General features: G+C 61.7%; 16 protein-coding genes. 5 read left to right on the forward strand and 11 right to left on the reverse strand.

What is annotated here, in order from left to right; translation table 11 throughout:
* Position 1 precedes the first annotated feature (1 nt).
* Positions 2 to 832: an alpha/beta fold hydrolase gene (locus tag ACOSV0_RS13885; RefSeq protein WP_434106733.1), complete on the forward strand. Its 831-nt coding sequence runs from the start codon at positions 2 to 4 to the stop codon at positions 830 to 832.
* Between the two features lie 269 nt (positions 833 to 1,101).
* Here the strand turns inward: ACOSV0_RS13885 and ACOSV0_RS13890 are convergent, their stop codons facing one another.
* The gene (locus ACOSV0_RS13890) at positions 1,102 to 1,281 is read right to left on the reverse strand and encodes a hypothetical protein (protein WP_434106734.1); all 180 of its coding nucleotides are present in this window, start codon (positions 1,279 to 1,281) and stop codon (positions 1,102 to 1,104) included.
* Between the two features lie 92 nt (positions 1,282 to 1,373).
* On the opposite strand from ACOSV0_RS13890, the gene ACOSV0_RS13895 reads away from it, so the two are divergent.
* Together ACOSV0_RS13895 and ACOSV0_RS13900 are read left to right on the forward strand one after the other, a co-directional pair.
* Complete coding sequence (locus tag ACOSV0_RS13895) at positions 1,374 to 1,709, forward strand: hypothetical protein (protein WP_434106736.1); 336 nt, start codon at positions 1,374 to 1,376, stop codon at positions 1,707 to 1,709.
* A gap of 79 nt (positions 1,710 to 1,788) precedes the next feature.
* On the forward strand, positions 1,789 to 3,900 hold the full coding sequence (locus tag ACOSV0_RS13900) for a phosphocholine-specific phospholipase C (protein ID WP_434106737.1): 2,112 nt from the start codon (positions 1,789 to 1,791) through the stop codon (positions 3,898 to 3,900).
* A gap of 122 nt (positions 3,901 to 4,022) precedes the next feature.
* On the opposite strand, the gene ACOSV0_RS13905 is transcribed toward ACOSV0_RS13900, so the two are convergent.
* From ACOSV0_RS13905 to ACOSV0_RS13940, 8 genes are read right to left on the reverse strand one after another with little or no spacing between them, the layout of a single operon-like run.
* A complete protein-coding gene (locus ACOSV0_RS13905) occupies positions 4,023 to 5,312 on the reverse strand; it encodes an MSMEG_0569 family flavin-dependent oxidoreductase (protein WP_434106738.1) in 1,290 nt (429 codons plus the stop codon).
* Between the two features lie 25 nt (positions 5,313 to 5,337).
* The gene (locus ACOSV0_RS13910; RefSeq protein WP_266259640.1) at positions 5,338 to 5,622 is read right to left on the reverse strand and encodes an MSMEG_0570 family nitrogen starvation response protein; all 285 of its coding nucleotides are present in this window, start codon (positions 5,620 to 5,622) and stop codon (positions 5,338 to 5,340) included.
* 17 nt (positions 5,623 to 5,639) lie between these two features.
* A complete protein-coding gene (locus ACOSV0_RS13915) occupies positions 5,640 to 6,815 on the reverse strand; it encodes an MSMEG_0565 family glycosyltransferase (RefSeq protein ID WP_434106739.1) in 1,176 nt (391 codons plus the stop codon).
* Entirely contained in the window at positions 6,812 to 7,798 is a 987-nt protein-coding gene (locus ACOSV0_RS13920; RefSeq protein ID WP_434106740.1) for a sll0787 family AIR synthase-like protein, read from the reverse strand. Before ACOSV0_RS13920 ends, ACOSV0_RS13915 begins: the two co-directional genes overlap by 4 nt.
* Positions 7,795 to 8,394 carry an MSMEG_0567/Sll0786 family nitrogen starvation N-acetyltransferase gene (locus tag ACOSV0_RS13925; RefSeq protein ID WP_434106741.1) on the reverse strand — a complete coding sequence of 200 codons (600 nt, stop codon included), beginning with the start codon at positions 8,392 to 8,394 and terminating at the stop codon, positions 7,795 to 7,797. Before ACOSV0_RS13925 ends, ACOSV0_RS13920 begins: the two co-directional genes overlap by 4 nt.
* Before the next feature lie 2 nt (positions 8,395 to 8,396).
* A complete protein-coding gene (locus ACOSV0_RS13930; protein ID WP_434110280.1) occupies positions 8,397 to 9,467 on the reverse strand; it encodes an MSMEG_0568 family radical SAM protein in 1,071 nt (356 codons plus the stop codon).
* Positions 9,460 to 10,494, reverse strand: coding sequence for a Nit6803 family nitrilase (locus ACOSV0_RS13935; protein WP_434110282.1), 1,035 nt, complete (start codon positions 10,492 to 10,494; stop codon positions 9,460 to 9,462). Before ACOSV0_RS13935 ends, ACOSV0_RS13930 begins: the two co-directional genes overlap by 8 nt.
* Positions 10,495 to 10,513: 19 nt before the next feature.
* The gene (locus ACOSV0_RS13940; protein WP_054040483.1) at positions 10,514 to 10,996 is read right to left on the reverse strand and encodes an MSMEG_0572/Sll0783 family nitrogen starvation response protein; all 483 of its coding nucleotides are present in this window, start codon (positions 10,994 to 10,996) and stop codon (positions 10,514 to 10,516) included.
* 350 nt (positions 10,997 to 11,346) lie between these two features.
* Between ACOSV0_RS13940 and ACOSV0_RS13945 the strand changes: the two genes are divergently transcribed.
* Positions 11,347 to 12,738, forward strand: coding sequence for a PLP-dependent aminotransferase family protein (locus ACOSV0_RS13945; protein WP_434106742.1), 1,392 nt, complete (start codon positions 11,347 to 11,349; stop codon positions 12,736 to 12,738).
* Positions 12,739 to 12,761: 23 nt separating this feature from the next.
* Here the strand turns inward: ACOSV0_RS13945 and ACOSV0_RS13950 are convergent, their stop codons facing one another.
* Positions 12,762 to 13,142 (reverse strand): DUF5594 family protein, encoded by a 381-nt coding sequence (locus ACOSV0_RS13950; protein WP_434106743.1) that lies wholly within the window; start codon positions 13,140 to 13,142, stop codon positions 12,762 to 12,764.
* Between the two features lie 656 nt (positions 13,143 to 13,798).
* Positions 13,799 to 14,707 carry a LysR family transcriptional regulator gene (locus ACOSV0_RS13955; protein ID WP_434106744.1) on the reverse strand — a complete coding sequence of 303 codons (909 nt, stop codon included), beginning with the start codon at positions 14,705 to 14,707 and terminating at the stop codon, positions 13,799 to 13,801.
* Positions 14,708 to 14,899: 192 nt separating this feature from the next.
* Between ACOSV0_RS13955 and ACOSV0_RS13960 the strand changes: the two genes are divergently transcribed.
* Positions 14,900 to 17,020 carry a 3-hydroxyacyl-CoA dehydrogenase NAD-binding domain-containing protein gene (locus ACOSV0_RS13960; protein WP_434106745.1) on the forward strand — a complete coding sequence of 707 codons (2,121 nt, stop codon included), beginning with the start codon at positions 14,900 to 14,902 and terminating at the stop codon, positions 17,018 to 17,020.
* Positions 17,021 to 17,064: the final 44 nt, after the last annotated feature.

The following is a 17,064-nucleotide window of genomic DNA, read 5'->3' on the forward strand; positions in this document are numbered from 1 at the left end:
CATGCAGAACCCCGCAACCGCAACCATTGCTAGCGAATTTGCAGAATTGCCCGCCACGGCATCGCATGGGCCGTTGCGCATCGAATATCGCTGGGTGAATGAAGCGGCGACCCATGCGCCTATCGCCATCTTCCTGCACGAAGGACTTGGCTCGATTGCGATGTGGCGCGACTGGCCGCAAGCGCTGTGCGAGCGGCTCGGTATGCGGGGCCTCGTTTATTCACGACCGGGTTATGGACACTCCACGCCGCGTGAGCACAGCGTCAAGTGGCCGGTCGATTTCATGACTGAGCAGGCGCGCGATATCCTGCCCGCTTTGCTCGACGCGCTCGATATCGGCATGCAGGAACGCAGGCGCATGTGGCTGATCGGCCATAGCGACGGCGGCTCGATTACGCTGCTGTACGCGGCAATGCATCCGGATGCACTAGCCGGCGCGGTGGCAATCGCACCACATGTATTCGTCGAAGACATCTCGGTGGAAAGCATCGCGCAGACCAAACAACTCTACGAAACCACCGATCTGCGCAGCAAGCTAAGCCGCTATCACGCCGACGTCGATTCCGCGTTTTATGGCTGGAACGATATCTGGCTGAACCCGGTGTTCAGAGAATGGAATATCGCCGATAAACTGGCCACTATCGGGCAACCTCTGCTCGCGGTCCAAGGTCACGACGACAACTACGGCACGATGGCGCAAATCGACACAATCGCCGAGCGTGTGCCGCATGCGCAATTGGTCAAACTCGATGCTTGTGGACACTCGCCGCATCGCGATGCGCCGGATGCGCTGAATGAGGCAATCGCGGCGTTCGTTGCAAAACATCGCTAGCCGGAAACGTCCACCGAGACGCCCTAAAACTGCGCCGCCTCCGGCGCAGTTTTTATACAGCAGAAGTAAGGTAGTGCACCATTCGCAAAGCGACTTGCAAGATCAAGTGCTTTAATTCCCCACTCTAAAAGATACCGGTGCGTAAGCATTCAATATGCCCGCAGACTTCGCTGATTTCTTTAATTCATTGGATCCGACGTCGCCAAGGTTGCCGACTTATATGGGTGCCGGTGTGCCGCTGCCGTTTCTGAACATCGAGAAGTAAGTCGTCACGTCGCTGCCCGGATCGATTCGTCGATATATTCGGCGATGCCGGTCGGCATTTCCGCCCGGCGGTCGGTGTAGGCGCCTTGCCGGGCAATATTACCGTCGAGATCGAGGCCGTCACCGCGGTCCAGGATGGACTGCCGCCCAATTTTCAACAAATACCCAAATTTCCACATCTTCACAAAAGTTACACAGGTAAGCGACTATTCTTGCGCATCGCTGACCTGGGCGCGTGGATGCCCTGGCGCACCTTCCCCGTGCCGGAGACATTGTCATGTCTATTGTGTCGAAGCCGTCCATTGCCTTTCATCGCAAACGTTTGGCGGGCGCACTGGCCGCCGTGTCGCTCTGCTTGCTGCTCGGCGCTTGCGGCAACGACGACGACAAAACACCGGACCCGAGCACCACGAGTTCTACCGATGGCGCCGGCGATAACGGCGGCGCTTCGCAGGTCCTGTCAGCGAATCCGTGGTCCGCTTCACCCGCCGCATCCGCCTTACCCGCAGTCACGATTCAAACCCCAGCACTGCCCGCATCAAGCGCCGACGCGGCGTTGTCCGCTGCCGCGTCGACGCCGCTCGCTACACCCGTCATCCACACCGTAGATTGAGTTCCGCGCCCCATGCGGCACGTGGCTCATGCTCGCGCCGCATGGTTCGTTCCTCTTATGAAGATCGAAAGCCCAAACCATGACTTCAAAAAATCGCCGTGATTTTCTGCGCTCCGCCGCGCATGCAGCCGGTTCCGCCACCGCGTTGAGCATGTTGCCGCTGGGCATTCGCAACGCACTCGCCATTCCTGCCAACAACCAGACTGGCACGATCCGCGACGTCGAGCATATCGTCGTGCTGATGCAGGAAAACCGCTCGTTCGACCACTACTTCGGCACGCTCAAGGGCGTACGCGGTTTCGGCGACACGCGCGCGATCAACCTGCCTAACGGCAAGCCGGTGTGGTACCAGCCGCTCGCCGCGGATGTCGGCTACGTGCTGCCGTTCCGTCCGACCGCGCCGAACCTCGGTCTGCAATTCCTGCAGGATCTCGCGCACGACTGGACCAGCACGCACGCAGCGTGGAACGGCGGCCGCTACGATCAATGGGTGCCGTCCAAGGGCACCACGACGATGGCCTATCTCACGCGCGACGACATTCCGTTTCACTATCAACTCGCCGACGCCTTCACAATCTGCGACGCGTATCACTGCTCGCTGATGGGCCCGACCGACCCGAACCGTTACTACATGTGGAGCGGCTGGGTCGGCAATGACGGCAACGGCGGCGGCCCAGTGATCGACAACTCGGAACTCGGCTACGGCTGGTCCACGTATCCGGAAGTGCTGCAGAACGCCGGCATCACGTGGAAGATCTATCAGGACATGGGGACGGGACTCAACGCCAGCGGCTCGTGGGGCTGGACGCAAAACCCGTACATCGGCAACTACGGCGACAACTCGCTGCTCTATTTCAACCAGTATCGCAACGCGCAGCCGGGCAACCCGCTGTACGACAATGCGCGCATCGGCACGAACGCGGCCAATGGCGACGGTTACTTCGACATCCTCAAGCGCGACGTGCAGAACAACGCCCTGCCGCAAGTCTCGTGGATCGTTGCGCCGGAAGCGTATTCCGAGCACCCGAACTGGCCGTCCAATTACGGTGCGTGGTATATCGATCAGGTCCTGCAGATTCTCACGTCGAATCCCGAGGTGTGGAGCAAGACCGTGCTGTTGATCAACTACGACGAAAACGACGGCTTTTTCGATCACATGGCGCCGCCGTTCGCACCGGCATCGAGCGCAAACGGTTTGTCGACCGTCGACACCAGCAATGAAAACTATGCGGGCAGCGGCAGCACGCCGGCGGGTCCGTACGGACTCGGACCGCGTGTGCCGATGCTGGTGGTCTCGCCGTGGTCGAAGGGTGGCTACGTGTGCTCGGAACTGTTCGACCATACGTCGGTGATCCGCTTTATCGAAAAGCGCTTCGGCCAGCAGCACAATCTCGGCGAATCGAACATCACGCCGTGGCGCCGCGCGGTGTGCGGCGATCTGATGTCGGCGTTCAACTTCAGCACCCCGAACGACGCGTTCCCGACGCTGCCGAGCACGAGCGGCTACGTGCCGCCCGATCAGAATCGCCATCCGGACTATGTGCCGCTGCCGCCGCTCGTGCAGGCGGTGCCGAAGCAGGAACCCGGCGTGCGCCCCGCTCGTGCGCTGCCGTACGAACTGTTCGTGCGTGTGCACGGTGAAGGCGCGGAGAACAAGCTGACGATGCGTTTCGTCAATTCGGGCCGCGCGGGCGCCGTGTTTCTCGTCTATGCAGCCAATGGTCTCGCTGCGCCGCTGACCTATACGGTCGAAGCCGGCAAGCGGCTGCAGGATCAGTTGCCGTTGAATCTCGACGGTACATACGATTACACCGTCTACGGCCCGAACGGTTTTCTGCGCCGCTTCGCGGGCAAGCCGGTCGCGAGAAGCTGGTGGCACGGCTCGGATATCGCGCGCCCGGATGTTGCCGAGGGCTACGACATCGCGAACGGCAATCTGCAATTGCGGCTGGAGAACGTGGGCAGCGCGCGCTGCCAGTTCACCATCGTCAATGCTTATGACGCGAGCAATGTGGTCAAGCATTCGGTGCGCGGCGGCGATACCGAACAGTTGTACCTCGATCTGCGCAACGCCTACGGCTGGTACGACCTGACGATTACCGTCGACACGGACCCGTCGTTCGCGCGACGCTTCGCCGGACACGTGGAAACCGGCAAGAGCAGCATGAGCGATCCGGCACTGGGAAGCTAAGTTTCAGTTCGGTTTCGGTTCAGTTCGGTTCAGTTCAGTTCGCGCTAAAAGAAACGGCCGCTGCGATAAAAAGCAGCGGCCGTTTTTTCATGCATTCGCGTTGCAGCGCATAAGCCCGAATCTCAAGCCGCCACAGCCGCCCTCACCGACTCACGCTCGCGTGTTTTGTCGCGAATCGCCTGTACGATGAACTCCGCATCGCGCGCGACGCCGGAGAAGCGCCCCGATCCCCATGTATGCAGCCACGGCAGACCGACGAAATACAAACCGTCGATCGGTGTAATGCCACGGGTATGCGCCGGATAACCGCGACCGTTGAACACCGGCGCGTCGAGCCAGCTGAAGTCCGGTGTAAAGCCGATGCACCAGATGATTGCCGAAATGCCGCTGGTGTGGAGATCGAGCGTCGTGCGTTCTTCGGCCGGCCGCCAGACGGGTTCGTAGACTTCACCCGCTGGTGCAGCGATACCATGCTTTTCAATGAAACCGTCGATGCTCGCGTTGATCCGGTTGTACGTATCATCTGCGGCGTCGAGATTGGCGGCGAGTGTCGGTGCGAAATGGAATTGTCCGTCGCGCAGATCGTCGAGCTTGCCGTACAGCGCCATGCCTTCGGCGGCGAACTTGCGCAGATCGATGTCGCGGCCGCCGTCGCGGCCGGTTACGTAGTGATTGGTGTTGTCGCGCACGCCTTCACGTAATGGATGCTTTTCCACCGGCATGTCGTAGTACTGCATGTCGGCGAGCCAATCGACCACATCGCGGCCCCGATAGAAGCGCGCGCAACGCGGCGCCTCGCCAACCGCGAGAACGACCTTACGGCCTGCCAGATGCAGGTCCTCCGCGATCTGCGCGCCGGATTGCCCCGTGCCGACCACCATGACCACGCCTTCGGGCAAGGCCTGCGGATTCCGATACGCCGACGATTGCAACTGCACGACGCTTGCGGGCAAACGCTCTGCGAGACGCGGCACGATCGGCGTGTGATAGCCGCCCGAGGCCACCACGACCTGATCCGCGGTGAAATCGCCCTGCGTGGTCACAATCGTATAGACGCCATCGTCGCGCTGCTTCACGCGCTTGACTTCCGCGTGCTCGATCACCGGCGCATCGACGTGCGCGATGAAGCCGTCGAGATAGTCGATGATCTCGTCCTTCTTCATGAACCCGTGCGGGTCGTCGCCCGGGTAGGGATAGCCCGGCAATGCACACTGCCAGTTCGGCGTCACGAGACAAAACGCGTCCCAGCGTTGCTGACGCCACGTATGCGTCACCGTGTTCTTTTCCACAACCAGATGGCCGATGCCGGCCTGCTTGAGGTAATAGCTGACTGACAGGCCCGCCTGCCCGCCGCCGATGACAAGTACGCTGTAATGCCCGTCAGCGCGCCCGTGAGGGATTGGATTCGACATGATGCGTCCTCTGAAAAATAAGCGCCTAGCTGAACTCGATGACCTTGACGGTCGCCTCGGGACGATCGCGAAAACGCTCGGCATCGCGCTCGATCTGTGCGAGCTGATCCATCGCCGCCGAGCAGGCAAAGCCGTACTTCTCGCGCACGCGCTCTGATGCGATCCCTAACGCTTGCCGCGAACGTTCGACGAAATCGTCAAGCGCATAGGCTTCGCCGGGTTTGAAGAAATCACCGATAACGAGCGACGGCGAATAACAGTTCGCTTCATCGCCATCGGGCCACTGAATCCGGAAGTGCATGACAGGCATGGAAAATCCTCAATCGATCAATGAATAGCTAACGCGCGCGTTACGAGTAATTGGCGGTACACGTCGACGTGACGTCGAGCGCTTGCCGCCCAGCTAAAGCGTGCGAGTAATGCGGGCACTGCCCGGTCAAAATCAATACGACTACCGCTGCTGCTGAGAGCACGTAACAAGGCCGTTGCTATAGACTCAACATCGGCCGGATTGGCCCAGTAACAGGTGGTGTCGTCGAGATACTCGGTAAACGGTGCGAGTGCCGAGGCAACCACCGGCGTGCCACTTGCAAGCGCCTCCAGCACCACCAGACCGAAGCCCTCGCGCAACGACACCATCGACAAAACGTCCGCGCTGCGAAATAGTGCTGGCATTGCGGTATCTTCTAGCGGCCCGGTCACAACCACGCTTTCGTCCGGGCCAATCGACAGCCCCAACTCAGCCGTCCGCTTAAGCACGCCGCGGGCGTAGGCATCGTGGTCGAGCAGGCTTGCGCCGCCGGCAATCACAAGTTGCGCGCCCGGCAACGTGCGCAGAACCAACGCGAAGGCTTCGAGCAGTGCGAGGGTGTTCTTCCGCGCTTCGATACCACCCACTGAAAGTACAATCGGGCCGCTATCAATACCCAGGCGCCGCCTGATCTGCTTGTCGTGTGCATCTTCATCAGCGGTGAAACGCGCGATGTCGACGCCGTTCGGCACCGTCAGCGCCGCAATGCCGAGAGTCGAACGCATCTCGCGCGTCCATGTATCGCTGACACACAACACTTGCTCCGCATCCTCGTACGCACGCCGTTGCCATGCCGCGAGGCGTAGATCGTCGAAATGATCCAGGTGATGAACAGTACGGATGAAACTGCGAATCAACCCTTGCGCTCTCAGTTCCGCGAGTGCGTTGCCGCTGATACTGTCCTGCGCATGCAAGACATCAAACGACCACGCGTCGTGCTCCATCAAGGTCTGCTTGAATGCATGAATCCGCGCCTCCACCATGGCGACTGTGCCGGCCTGAGATCGCGTAATCGGCGCATAGACCACGCGGCACGGCGGCAGGCGAAACAGTGTCTCGCCCGGGACAGCCGGTGCAAAGACCGTTACGTCATGACCGAGCGCTGTCAACGCGGTTGCCAGTTCAAGCGTGTGCACGACCCCGCCACGCGGATTGACCGAATGCGTCAGCAATGCGATACGCAACGCGTTCATCGCGGACCGTCCTTCGCGACCATGAATGGCTCGCGATTGAAATCCCACAACACTGCCGCCTCATCGCGGTAACGCAAGACCACTTCAGACGACGCATCGACCGAACCGATCACGGCGCAAGCGAGCAAGCGCGAATCGAACTGCGCCTGCACTGCGTCCACCTGCTCTTCCCGAACCGATAGCAGATAGCCGAAGCTCGGAAATGCCGTGACCCAACGCTCCAAGGGAACGTCCGCTGGTTTCGGAATACGCTCGAGATCGATCCGTGCACCCACCCGCGAGCATTCGAGCAGCATCAGCGCCGTGCCGAGTGTGCCAGCCATACTGATGTCCTTCGCCACATCGCATAAGCCACTTTCCGCCAACTGCGGAAGCAGTTCGAGATCCGCTCTCAAACGTTCAGGCGGCGCACCCACCGACGCATTCCAGAACGGATACGGTTCCTCGAAGCGCCCACGCAAATCGACGGCCATCATCAAGCGGTCACCGGGTTGCGCATTGAAACTCGACAGCAACGCTTTCGCGCGCCCCACAATCGACACCGCCAGTTGCGCCGCATCGCTGCGCGTATTCGTGTGACCGCCGACTATCGGCACGCCATAAGCGACGGAAGCCGCAGCCATGCCCGCAAGCACCTCCTCGGCAGAGTCGATGCCTCGGCTCCATAGCGCATCGACCACCGCCAGAGGCCGTCCGCCCATCGCGTAGATATCGCTGACGTTGACCATCACGCTGCTGTAGCCGGCGAACCACGGCATTGCGCTCACGAAATCGCTGACCATGCCTTCAATGGCGAACAGCAGGTAGCCATCGCCATCGGCAATGGCCGCGCAATCGTCGCCAAGCGCAACAGCCTGCGCTAGATCCTGCGTGCCACCCGGCAGACGCCGGGCGAGTGAGCCGACCACGTCGACGATATCCGTCTTGTGCCGGAACCCGCGGCTTTCGCGCAGGCCGGCGACGAGATCGGCCACGCTCCTCATGCCGCACTCCGTGCAGACGCTGCGCTGTGCGCTTGCGTATGCGTCACGAAGCCGCTATACGGCGTCACGCATGGCGGATACCAGTCCAGTTGCGCCTGCATCAGATGATGCGGCCGGCCCAACAACGTTTCCTCGGCAAGCACGTCCCAATGCATTGCGCGAAAGAGCGGCACGTTCTGGCTCTGCACGTGGGCGAGAAAAGTCTCGCAGCCGAGTGCATGCGCACTGCTCACGGCGAGACGAATCAGCGTCGCGCCAATTTTTCCGTGACGGCGAAACGCGGCATGTACGGCAAGACGCGAGCCGAACCACACGCTGCCCTCATCGCGGTGAATGCGCACCGTGCCCACCACCTGCTCCGGCATGCCGGCGACACAGCTCACTGCCACCAGTTGCTGGGCGTGCGTGTCGATATCGTCCCGATCGTCGCCGACAAAAATACCCTGCTCGATGCAGAACACCGCGCGTCTCAGCTTGTACGCTTCGTCGGCCTCCCAATCCAGCGTCGTCCACTTGATGCGGAATTCACTCGGCGCATACGGTGAGAAAACCACGTCGCCATCCAGTGCCTCGCCTGCAATCGCTTCACCGAACATGATCACTCCTCGTACGACGACAACGACGAACACGCGCCGCATTTGCCGCAACCGGCCTTGATATCGCTCGAACGCATCGCGGCAACGTTCAGCATTGCGCCAAGCGGTTGCAGAACCGACTTCATGAATTCAGGCGTGGGCGCCGGATGATCTTCGAGCGGCGTGCCGCTGATCGGCACGAAGGGCACAACGAACGGATAGACACCGAGCTCGATCAACTCGCGCGACATGGACAGAATCGCTTCGGCGCTATCGCCAAGACCGGCGAGTATGTAGGTGCTCACCTGACCGCGTCCGAACACGGCAACCGCGGCCTTGAACGCTTCCATATAACGCGCCAGCGGCACGCTCGCCTTGCCCGGCATGATGCGTTCGCGCAAGGCGGGCGTCACCACTTCGAGATGCATGCCGAGCGTATCGATGCCGCTTGCTTTCATGCGCGCGAACCAGCGATCGTCGTCAGGTGGCTCGCATTGCGCCTGGATCGGCAGATCGACCGCCGCCTTGATGGCGAACGCGCTTTCGCACAGGATCTGCGCGCCACGATCGGACGTGGGCGGCGTGCCGGTGGTCAGCACCATATGCTTGACGCCGTCGAGCAATACCGCGGCCCGCGCCACCTCGGCCAATTGCTCCGGCGTCTTGCGCGCAATCGTGCGGCCAGCCGCGAGCGATTGCCCAATCGCGCAAAACTTGCAACTCTTGCGGCGGCTCTCGTAGCGGATGCACGTTTGCAGCACGGTCGTGGCCAGAACGTCCGCACTATGCAGCGCGGCAATGTGCGAGTACGGCACACCGTCGAGCGTTTGCATGCTGTAAAAACGCGGTGCTTTGGGAAAGCTGATACTGGCAATCGGAATCGTGCCCCGCAGCAACGCGCTCGAGCCGTTCGCGTCCGGCGTCTCCGCGACGAACGGCGAGTGCCATGCCGTACTCGTATGCACCGGCACCATGATCGTCACGCCGTCCACCGTCACCGCCTTGTGGTCCGATGGCCCCGCACCGCCACGCCGGCTCGCGGCGCCCGCATCCGGAGACACGAGCCGCAAACCGGCCGACTGCAATTCAGTCATTAATTGCCGGCTCGCTGCCGACAACGTCTCGCTGGAGTTCATCGCGCCATCCCTCGTTTGAATTGAAACCCGTATTCGACGCACCGGACCACGCCGCCATCGGCGCGACGGTTTCCGCCGGCCGCCGGTTGATCGCAAGACTCAGCAATTCCGGCCGCGCGTAGTGCCCGACAGAATCCATCATGCGTTTGCGCTTGGTGATCAAGGCCATGTCGAGATCGGCAATCACCATGCCTTCGCCTTCGCGCAGCGGCTGCGCCAGATGCTGGCCTTCCGGCGATACGATCGCGGTGTTGCAGCCGCCGCGCAGCGCTTTCTGCAGATTCGTATCGGATGTGACCGATGCAATCTGCGCTTCGCTCAGCCAGCCCGTTGCATTGACCACGAAGCAGCCCGACTCCAATGCGTGATGCCGGATCGTCACCTCGATCTGGTCGGCGAAGATCGGTCCCACCAGCGAGCCGGGAAACTGGCTGCAATGAATCTCTTCGTGCTGCGTCATCAGGGCATAGCGCGCGAGCGGGTTGTAGTGCTCCCAGCACGCGAGCGCACCGACGCGCGCCACCGCTGTTTGCGCGACTTTCAGGCCGGCCGCGTCGCCCTGCCCCCAGATCATCCGTTCATGAAACGTCGGCGTGATCTTGCGGCGCTTGAGCAGCAACTGGCCGTCCACGTCGAAGATCAGCTGCGTGTTGTAGAGGCTGCCGTGATCGCGCTCGTTGACGCCTAGCACCACCACCATCCGATGCAAACGCGCCCGTTCGGCCACCGCCTGCGTCACCGGGCCCGGCACGATCACGGCTTCCTCGTAAAGCTTCATGTGATCGGCGCCGGACGCAACCGGCGGACGCACGAAAGAGAAGTACGGGTAGTACGGCACGAAGGTTTCGGGGAACACGATCAGTTGCACGCCTTCGCGCGCCGCTTTCTCGATGGCCTCGCATACCTTCTCGAGGGTGCCGCCGCTGCGCTCGAAGTCGGGGGCGATCTGGACCGCGGCGGCACGCACGATGCGTTTGTCGGACATAGTGGTCACCCGCCTCTCGTCAAACCGTCCACGTGTGAATGATCAGCGCGTTGTCCTTGCGATGAAGCAGCTGGATATCGAGCACGTCGAGTGGACTGATCGGGCGAATGCCCTCGATCAGCGACGCTTCGCCGTGTCCATACAAGGCTTGCAGCGCGAAGCGGCAGGCGTATACCTTGCCGCCCTCTTCCATGAACTTCATCAGTTGCTTGTTGAAATTCAGATGGCCAGGAAACGCTTCGTCGCCAAGGGTTGGAAAGCCGCGTTGCAAACCGAGCGTGACGCCCGGCCCATACAACAGCACGGAGGTCTCGAAACCCTTACGCTGCAGACGCGTTGCCTGCAGCAAGTTGACGAAGCCGATCGAGCCTTCGAACGCAACCGTATGAAATGTGACGAGCGCCTTCTCGCCCGGTTCGGCTTTTACGTCTTCGAAGACTTTCTCTTCGTAGTCGACAAGGTAATCGCCTTTCTGATGCAGCGGTTTGTTGACGGCTGGCATGACACTCTCCGATCAGGTTTGCTAAGTAAAAGATGACGCGCATTCAATCCGTGCGCGCTTCTCCTGATGCAACGCCCGTGCCATTGATTGGCCAGGCAAATGCGATCAATCAGCAATCAATTCCGTCTCGATTCGACATGCAACTCGAAATTTTTTTGGCGCGAAGGTTGCATACAACCGCAGCATCACGCGCAATCGCACCTGGCGCCTCAACATCGCACCAGCCGGGTGCGATTTGCCGGCGAAGACGTGTCGGCGTGGTGCACTCATTCACCACAGACGATCAATCCGATCATTGATCGCCTCAAAATCCGATCAACTTTAACGATCTTCACCCGAAGCCCAAGACGATGAGCAGCCCGACACATCACTGGATCAAACGTCTCGCCGACATCCGCAAACCGGCCTACCTCGCGATTCCCGATCTGATTGAGGAAGATCTCGCCACTGGCCGTCTGCGTCCGCGCGACCGGCTGCCTGGATTGCGCGACCTGGCCAGCGAACTCGCGCTGAATTACACAACCGTGGCACGCGCGTATGCGGAAGCACGCAAGCGCGGTTTGCTCGATTCGCGCGCCGGCAGCGGCACCTTCGTGCGCGGCCGTACCGCCACCTTGCCGCTGGCCGGCGGCACCAGCATCGAGATGTCGATGAACACGCCACCCGAGCCGCCCGACTACGCCGCGCGTTTGCGCGATTCGGCCGCGCGCCTGATGAGCGGCAGCGACCCCTACCAGTTACTGCGTTATCAGGATTTCGGCGGTTCGGCCGCCGACAAGGACGCAGGCGCTGAATGGCTCAAGCGCCGGGTGCCGCATTGCGACGCGCAGAACGTGCTGGTGTGCCCGGGCATTCATAGCGCGCTGGTGGCGCTCGTCTCGCAGTTGGCGCGGCCGGGCGGCACGATCTGTCTCGACACGCTCGCCTATCCCGGCATCAAGGCGATCGCCGCGCAACTCGGCGTGCGTCTGCAGGCTCTGCCGCGCGACGACGAAGGTCCGCTCGCGCACGCTTTCGAAGCGCTCTGCAAGACCGACAGGCCGAGCGCGTTCTATTGCAATCCGACGCTGCAAAACCCGAGCACGCTGACACTCACGCACAAACGGCGCGAGGCCCTCGCCGACGTCGCGTTGCGCTACAACGTCCCGATCATCGAAGACGATGCCTACGCGATGCTGCCGCAGAGTGCCCCCGATGCGCTCGCGAGCTTCGCGCCCGAACTGACTTACTACGTGACAGGTTTATCGAAGAGCCTCGGCGCGGGTTTGCGGGTCGCGCATCTGCACGCCCCCACGGCAAGACAAACACAGCGCCTTGCCGGCGCATTGCGCGCAACCACGGTGATGGCGAGTCCATTCACGGTCATGCTCGCGACGCAATGGATCGCCGACGGTACCGCGTTCGACATGCTCAACGCGATCCGCAATGAATCGCGCGCACGTCAGGCGATTGCATCGCGCATGCTCGAAGCGTGGCCTTACGAAGCGAATCCGGACGGTTTTCATTTGTGGTTGCCCGTGCCGGCAGAAAGCGGCTGGAGTACTTCTGAACTTGCATTGCAATTGCGCAATCAGGGCATCGCCGCCGTCGCCGGCGCGGCGTTTTCCACCGACGGCAATCCGCCGAACGCGATGCGCGTGTGCCTCGGCGGCTCAAAAACGCGCGACGAATGCGAAGAGGCGCTGCGCATCGTGGGCGAGACGCTCGATCATCCGCATCATTTGCATTCTCCGGTGATGTGAATCCGGAGCGACGCGGCGATGCCCTAAGACTCGAAATCGAGGCCGCCGAGCAATACCGCCGGTTCGGCCTGTGTGTGCGAGACAAAATCCAGTTCGCGCACATGGCGCCAGGCTTCGAGCTTGCGCGGCAACGCAGCCAGATAGCCGGCGAAACGCGCGGGCCCTTCCGTACCCATCAGGCGTTCGATCTCATCGCTATCCCAGGTGAGAAACAGATTCAGCGGATGCGGGTAGTGACGCAGGTCTTCGATCGGCGTTGCATGAATCCGAACGCGTGTGGGATGCCCGTGGCCGCCGTAGGGCAGCACTTCGGTATGTACGGTGGTGGCGAAACATGCAGCGATCGCCTCGGCGATACGAGGCGCAAACTGTTCATCGAAACGGGCGGCACTCTCCGGACGCATCTATGTCTCCGACGTTCTTCACAACGAGTAAAGTATCGTAGCATGCGAGTGGAGACGTGCCTGCTTTGTACTTGCTGCAAGTTTGTCGCGCGCTTTTAGCGTGCCTGCTGTATCTGTACGTTGCTTCGCTTTGCCGCCGCACAGAGAAGCAAACAGGAGAAAACGGCTCACTTCGGCGACGGGTTACAAGCGAGCGTTCGCCCGGTTTAGCGCGCGTGCGACGGGTCCGGCGCCGCATGCCCCTCAAACGGATCGGACGAATACCCGTGCGCGAAGTTACCCTGTGCGTTTGTTTCGTTGGGCCCGATTTGCGCGCCAGCGAATCAGGAATCCGACTAGCGCCGCGAAAGCCGCTGTAGCCGCGTAGCCGGCGAAACGGATCGCCTCCTCACTTGGGAGACGCGAGATCAGCACAACGACAATGGCGATTGCAAGCAGAGCTAGAAATGCGCTTGTCCATTTCATCTCCGTCTCCCCTGAAGTTTGATGTGATGCCAGACACACGGCTATCCCGCCGTTTTGTTAAGCATACCCGTGAGTGAACCACCTGTGCTGACGCTATTTTTTGCGCGGCGAAGCATTGAGTCCCTTCCTGATCTGTTCGCTGGTTACGCACAGATCGTCGGCGTGCCAAAGAAAAAACGCCTCACTGCCGCTCAAGCGCGCACCCCTCTCCCACTTCCATGCGCCTGCTCCAGAATGAACTCGATAAAGCTCGCCGCCGCCCGCGTGTGATGACGATTCGGCATATAGAGCATGTACATATTCGTACCGAAGATGCTTAAACGCCATTCATCGAGCGCGGTCACCACATCGCCACGACGCAGGTCGTCCTGCACAACATAGTCGGGCACCAGACCGACACCCAGCCCGGCTAACACCGCCTGACGCAAGAACAGAAAGTTCTCGGAAATAATCGTCGGCTCCAGCAGTACTTCGTGGCGTTCATCGCGCAGATAAGCCGCCACTCGCAACTGCCGCCCGACCACCGCCGCCGTAATCAACGGCGCGGTGCGCAGATCGTCGAGACGTACCGGCATGCCGCGGCTTTCCGCAAAATCCGGCGATGCACACGCGACATATCGCACCGGCCCCATGTCGCGCGCGACGAGATTTTGCGGCGGCTCGGACATGACCCGAACCGCGATGTCGACTTCGTCGCGCATCAGATCCTCGACGCGATTCTCGAACATCACATCCAGCACGATGCCTGGATAAAGACGCTTGAACGCGATCAGCCAATCCGACATCACCAGTTGGCCATAGCCGCTCGGCACGCTCAATCTGACACGGCCCTGCAAGCTCTGCCCGAGCGTGGTGACCGATTCGCGCGCGGCCAGCAGCGCATTCTGGATCGTGCGGCCATGCTCGTATAACTGCAGACCGATCTCGGTCGCCTCGACCCGGCGCGTGGTGCGCCTGACCAGTTGCAGTCCGATCGAGCGCTCCAGTTGATTCAGGTGATAGCTCACATTCGCGCGGCTCATTTTCAGCCGGCGCGCGGCTTCGCTCAGGTTGCCCGCGTCGAGGATATCGACCAGCAAGGTCAGCGAATTGACGTCCATGGCAGAGCCTTTGTCAAAATAATTTTGACAGTCTGTCAACCCTCTATGCAATTGTCAATAAACCTTGACCAACCGACAATCGGAGAATTCGCCAGACCCGGCACGCCCCGATCCGCCTCGCCTGGGCCCGCTTGAGCCCGCTTGAGCCCGCTCGGCCCCGGTTTGCCCCGATATCAATCAGGAGACGACACGATGACCCTCAACCCTTCCGCCGACGTTGTGACGCGCGAATTGCGCGGCAAAGTCCTGCTGGTCACGATCGACCATGCACCGGTCAACGCCCTCTCCGCGGACGTGCGGCGCGGCCTGCTCGCCGCCATCGAAGCGGCGGATGCCGACAAGGTGGTCGAGGCCGTGCTGATCGTCGGCGCCGGACGCAACTTCATCGCGGGCGCCGACATTCGCGAGTTCGGCAAGCCGCCGGTGCCGCCCTCGCTGCCCGACGTCTGCAACCGCATCGAAGCCTGCACGAAGCCGGTGGTGGCCGCCATTCACGGCGCCGCGCTCGGCGGCGGCCTGGAAGTGGCGCTCGCGGCGCACTACCGGCTCGCCGTGGAGGGCGCGAAGCTCGGCTTACCCGAAGTGCAGCTCGGCCTGCTGCCGGGCGCAGGCGGCACGCAGCGCACGCCGCGTTTGATCGGCGCACAACCGGCCCTCGACCTGATCCTGAGCGGCCGCCATGCCGGCGCGAAAGAAGCGCTGGCACTCGGCCTCGTCGACCGGCTCGGCAGCAGCGACGACATCCTGGCTGAAGGACTCGCCTACGTGCACGAATTGCTGGCCGCTCACGCTCCCGTGCGGCGCACGCGCGATGCCGCCGCGTTAAACGATCGCGCCGCGAGCCTCGCGGCCGTCGCCACGGCGCGTGCGGAAACGGCGAAGAAATCGCGCGGTCTGTTCTCGCCGCTGAAAATCGTCGATGCCGTTGAAGCCGCCATCGAACAATCTTTCGAAGACGGCCTGCAACTCGAACGCAAGCTGTTCCTGCAATGCATCGACAGCCCGCAGCGTGCAGGGCTGATTCACGCGTTCTTTGCCGAACGCGAAGTGCTCAAAGCACCGGAGACACGCGATGCAAAACCCCGCGCGTTGAACAAGATCGGCGTGGTGGGCGGCGGCACGATGGGCGCGGGCATCGCCGTCGCGGTGCTCGATGCCGGCTTGCCGGTGACGATGATCGAACGCGACGACGCGGCGCTCGCACGCGGTCGCGCGCACATCGAAAAAGTCTACGATGGTCTGATCGCCAAAGGCCGTATGAGTGCGCAGAAGAAGGCCGACGTGATGACTCGCTGGCACGGCAGCACGTCGTACGACGCGCTCACAGACGCCGACCTCGTGATCGAAGCCGTATTCGAAGACCTGTCGGTGAAACAGGCCGTGTTCGCCGAACTCGATCGTGTGTGCAAAGCCGGCGCGGTGCTCGCCACCAACACGTCGTATCTCGACATTGACGCGATTGCAGCCAGTATTTCACGCCCCGCCGACGTGATCGGCCTGCACTTCTTCTCCCCTGCCAACATCATGAAGCTGCTGGAAGTGGTGGTGCCGAAGCAGGTCAGCGCCGATGTGGTCGCCACTGCATTCGAGCTCGCGAAGAAGCTGCGCAAGACGCCGGTGCGCGCCGGCGTGTGCGACGGTTTCATCGGCAATCGCGTGCTGGCGGTGTATCGAAGCGCAGCGGACGCGATGATGGAAGACGGTGCGTCGCCCTATCAGATCGATGCGGCGGTGCGCGCATTCGGCTTTCCGATGGGCCCGTTCCAGGTCGTCGATCTGGCGGGTGGCGATATTGGTTGGGCCACGCGCAAACGGCGCGCGGCTACGCGCAATCCCGAAGCTCGCTACGTGCAGATCGCCGATCGTCTTTGCGAACGCGGCTGGTTCGGCCAGAAGACCGGCCGTGGTTTCTATCTGTACCCTGAAGGTTCACGCAGCGGCGCACCCGACGCTGAGGTCGAAGCGATCATCGAAGCCGAGCGTGTACGCGCCGGCATCACGCCACGCACGTTCACCGACGAGGAAATCATCCGCCGCTATATGGCCGCCATGATCAACGAAGGCGCCAATGTCGTACACGAAGGCATCGCCCTGCGGCCGCTCGACGTCGACGTGACCTTCCTCTACGGCTACGGTTTTCCGCGTTATCGCGGCGGTCCGATGAAATACGCCGATACGGTGGGCCTCGCCACCGTTCTCGCGGACATTCGCGAGTTCGCCAAAGAAGACCCTCTGTTCTGGCAGGCATCGCCGCTGCTGGTCGAACTGGTCGAGCGCGGCGCCGATTTCGCGAGCCTCAACCAGACGGCTTGAGACGGCACATTATCTGGAGCATGCTCGACCGGTGGGCGCCTGCT

Origin of the sequence: Paraburkholderia caffeinilytica (genome assembly GCF_051027425.1) — a bacterium.
Taxonomy (GTDB): Bacteria; Pseudomonadota; Gammaproteobacteria; order Burkholderiales; family Burkholderiaceae; genus Paraburkholderia; species Paraburkholderia caffeinilytica_A.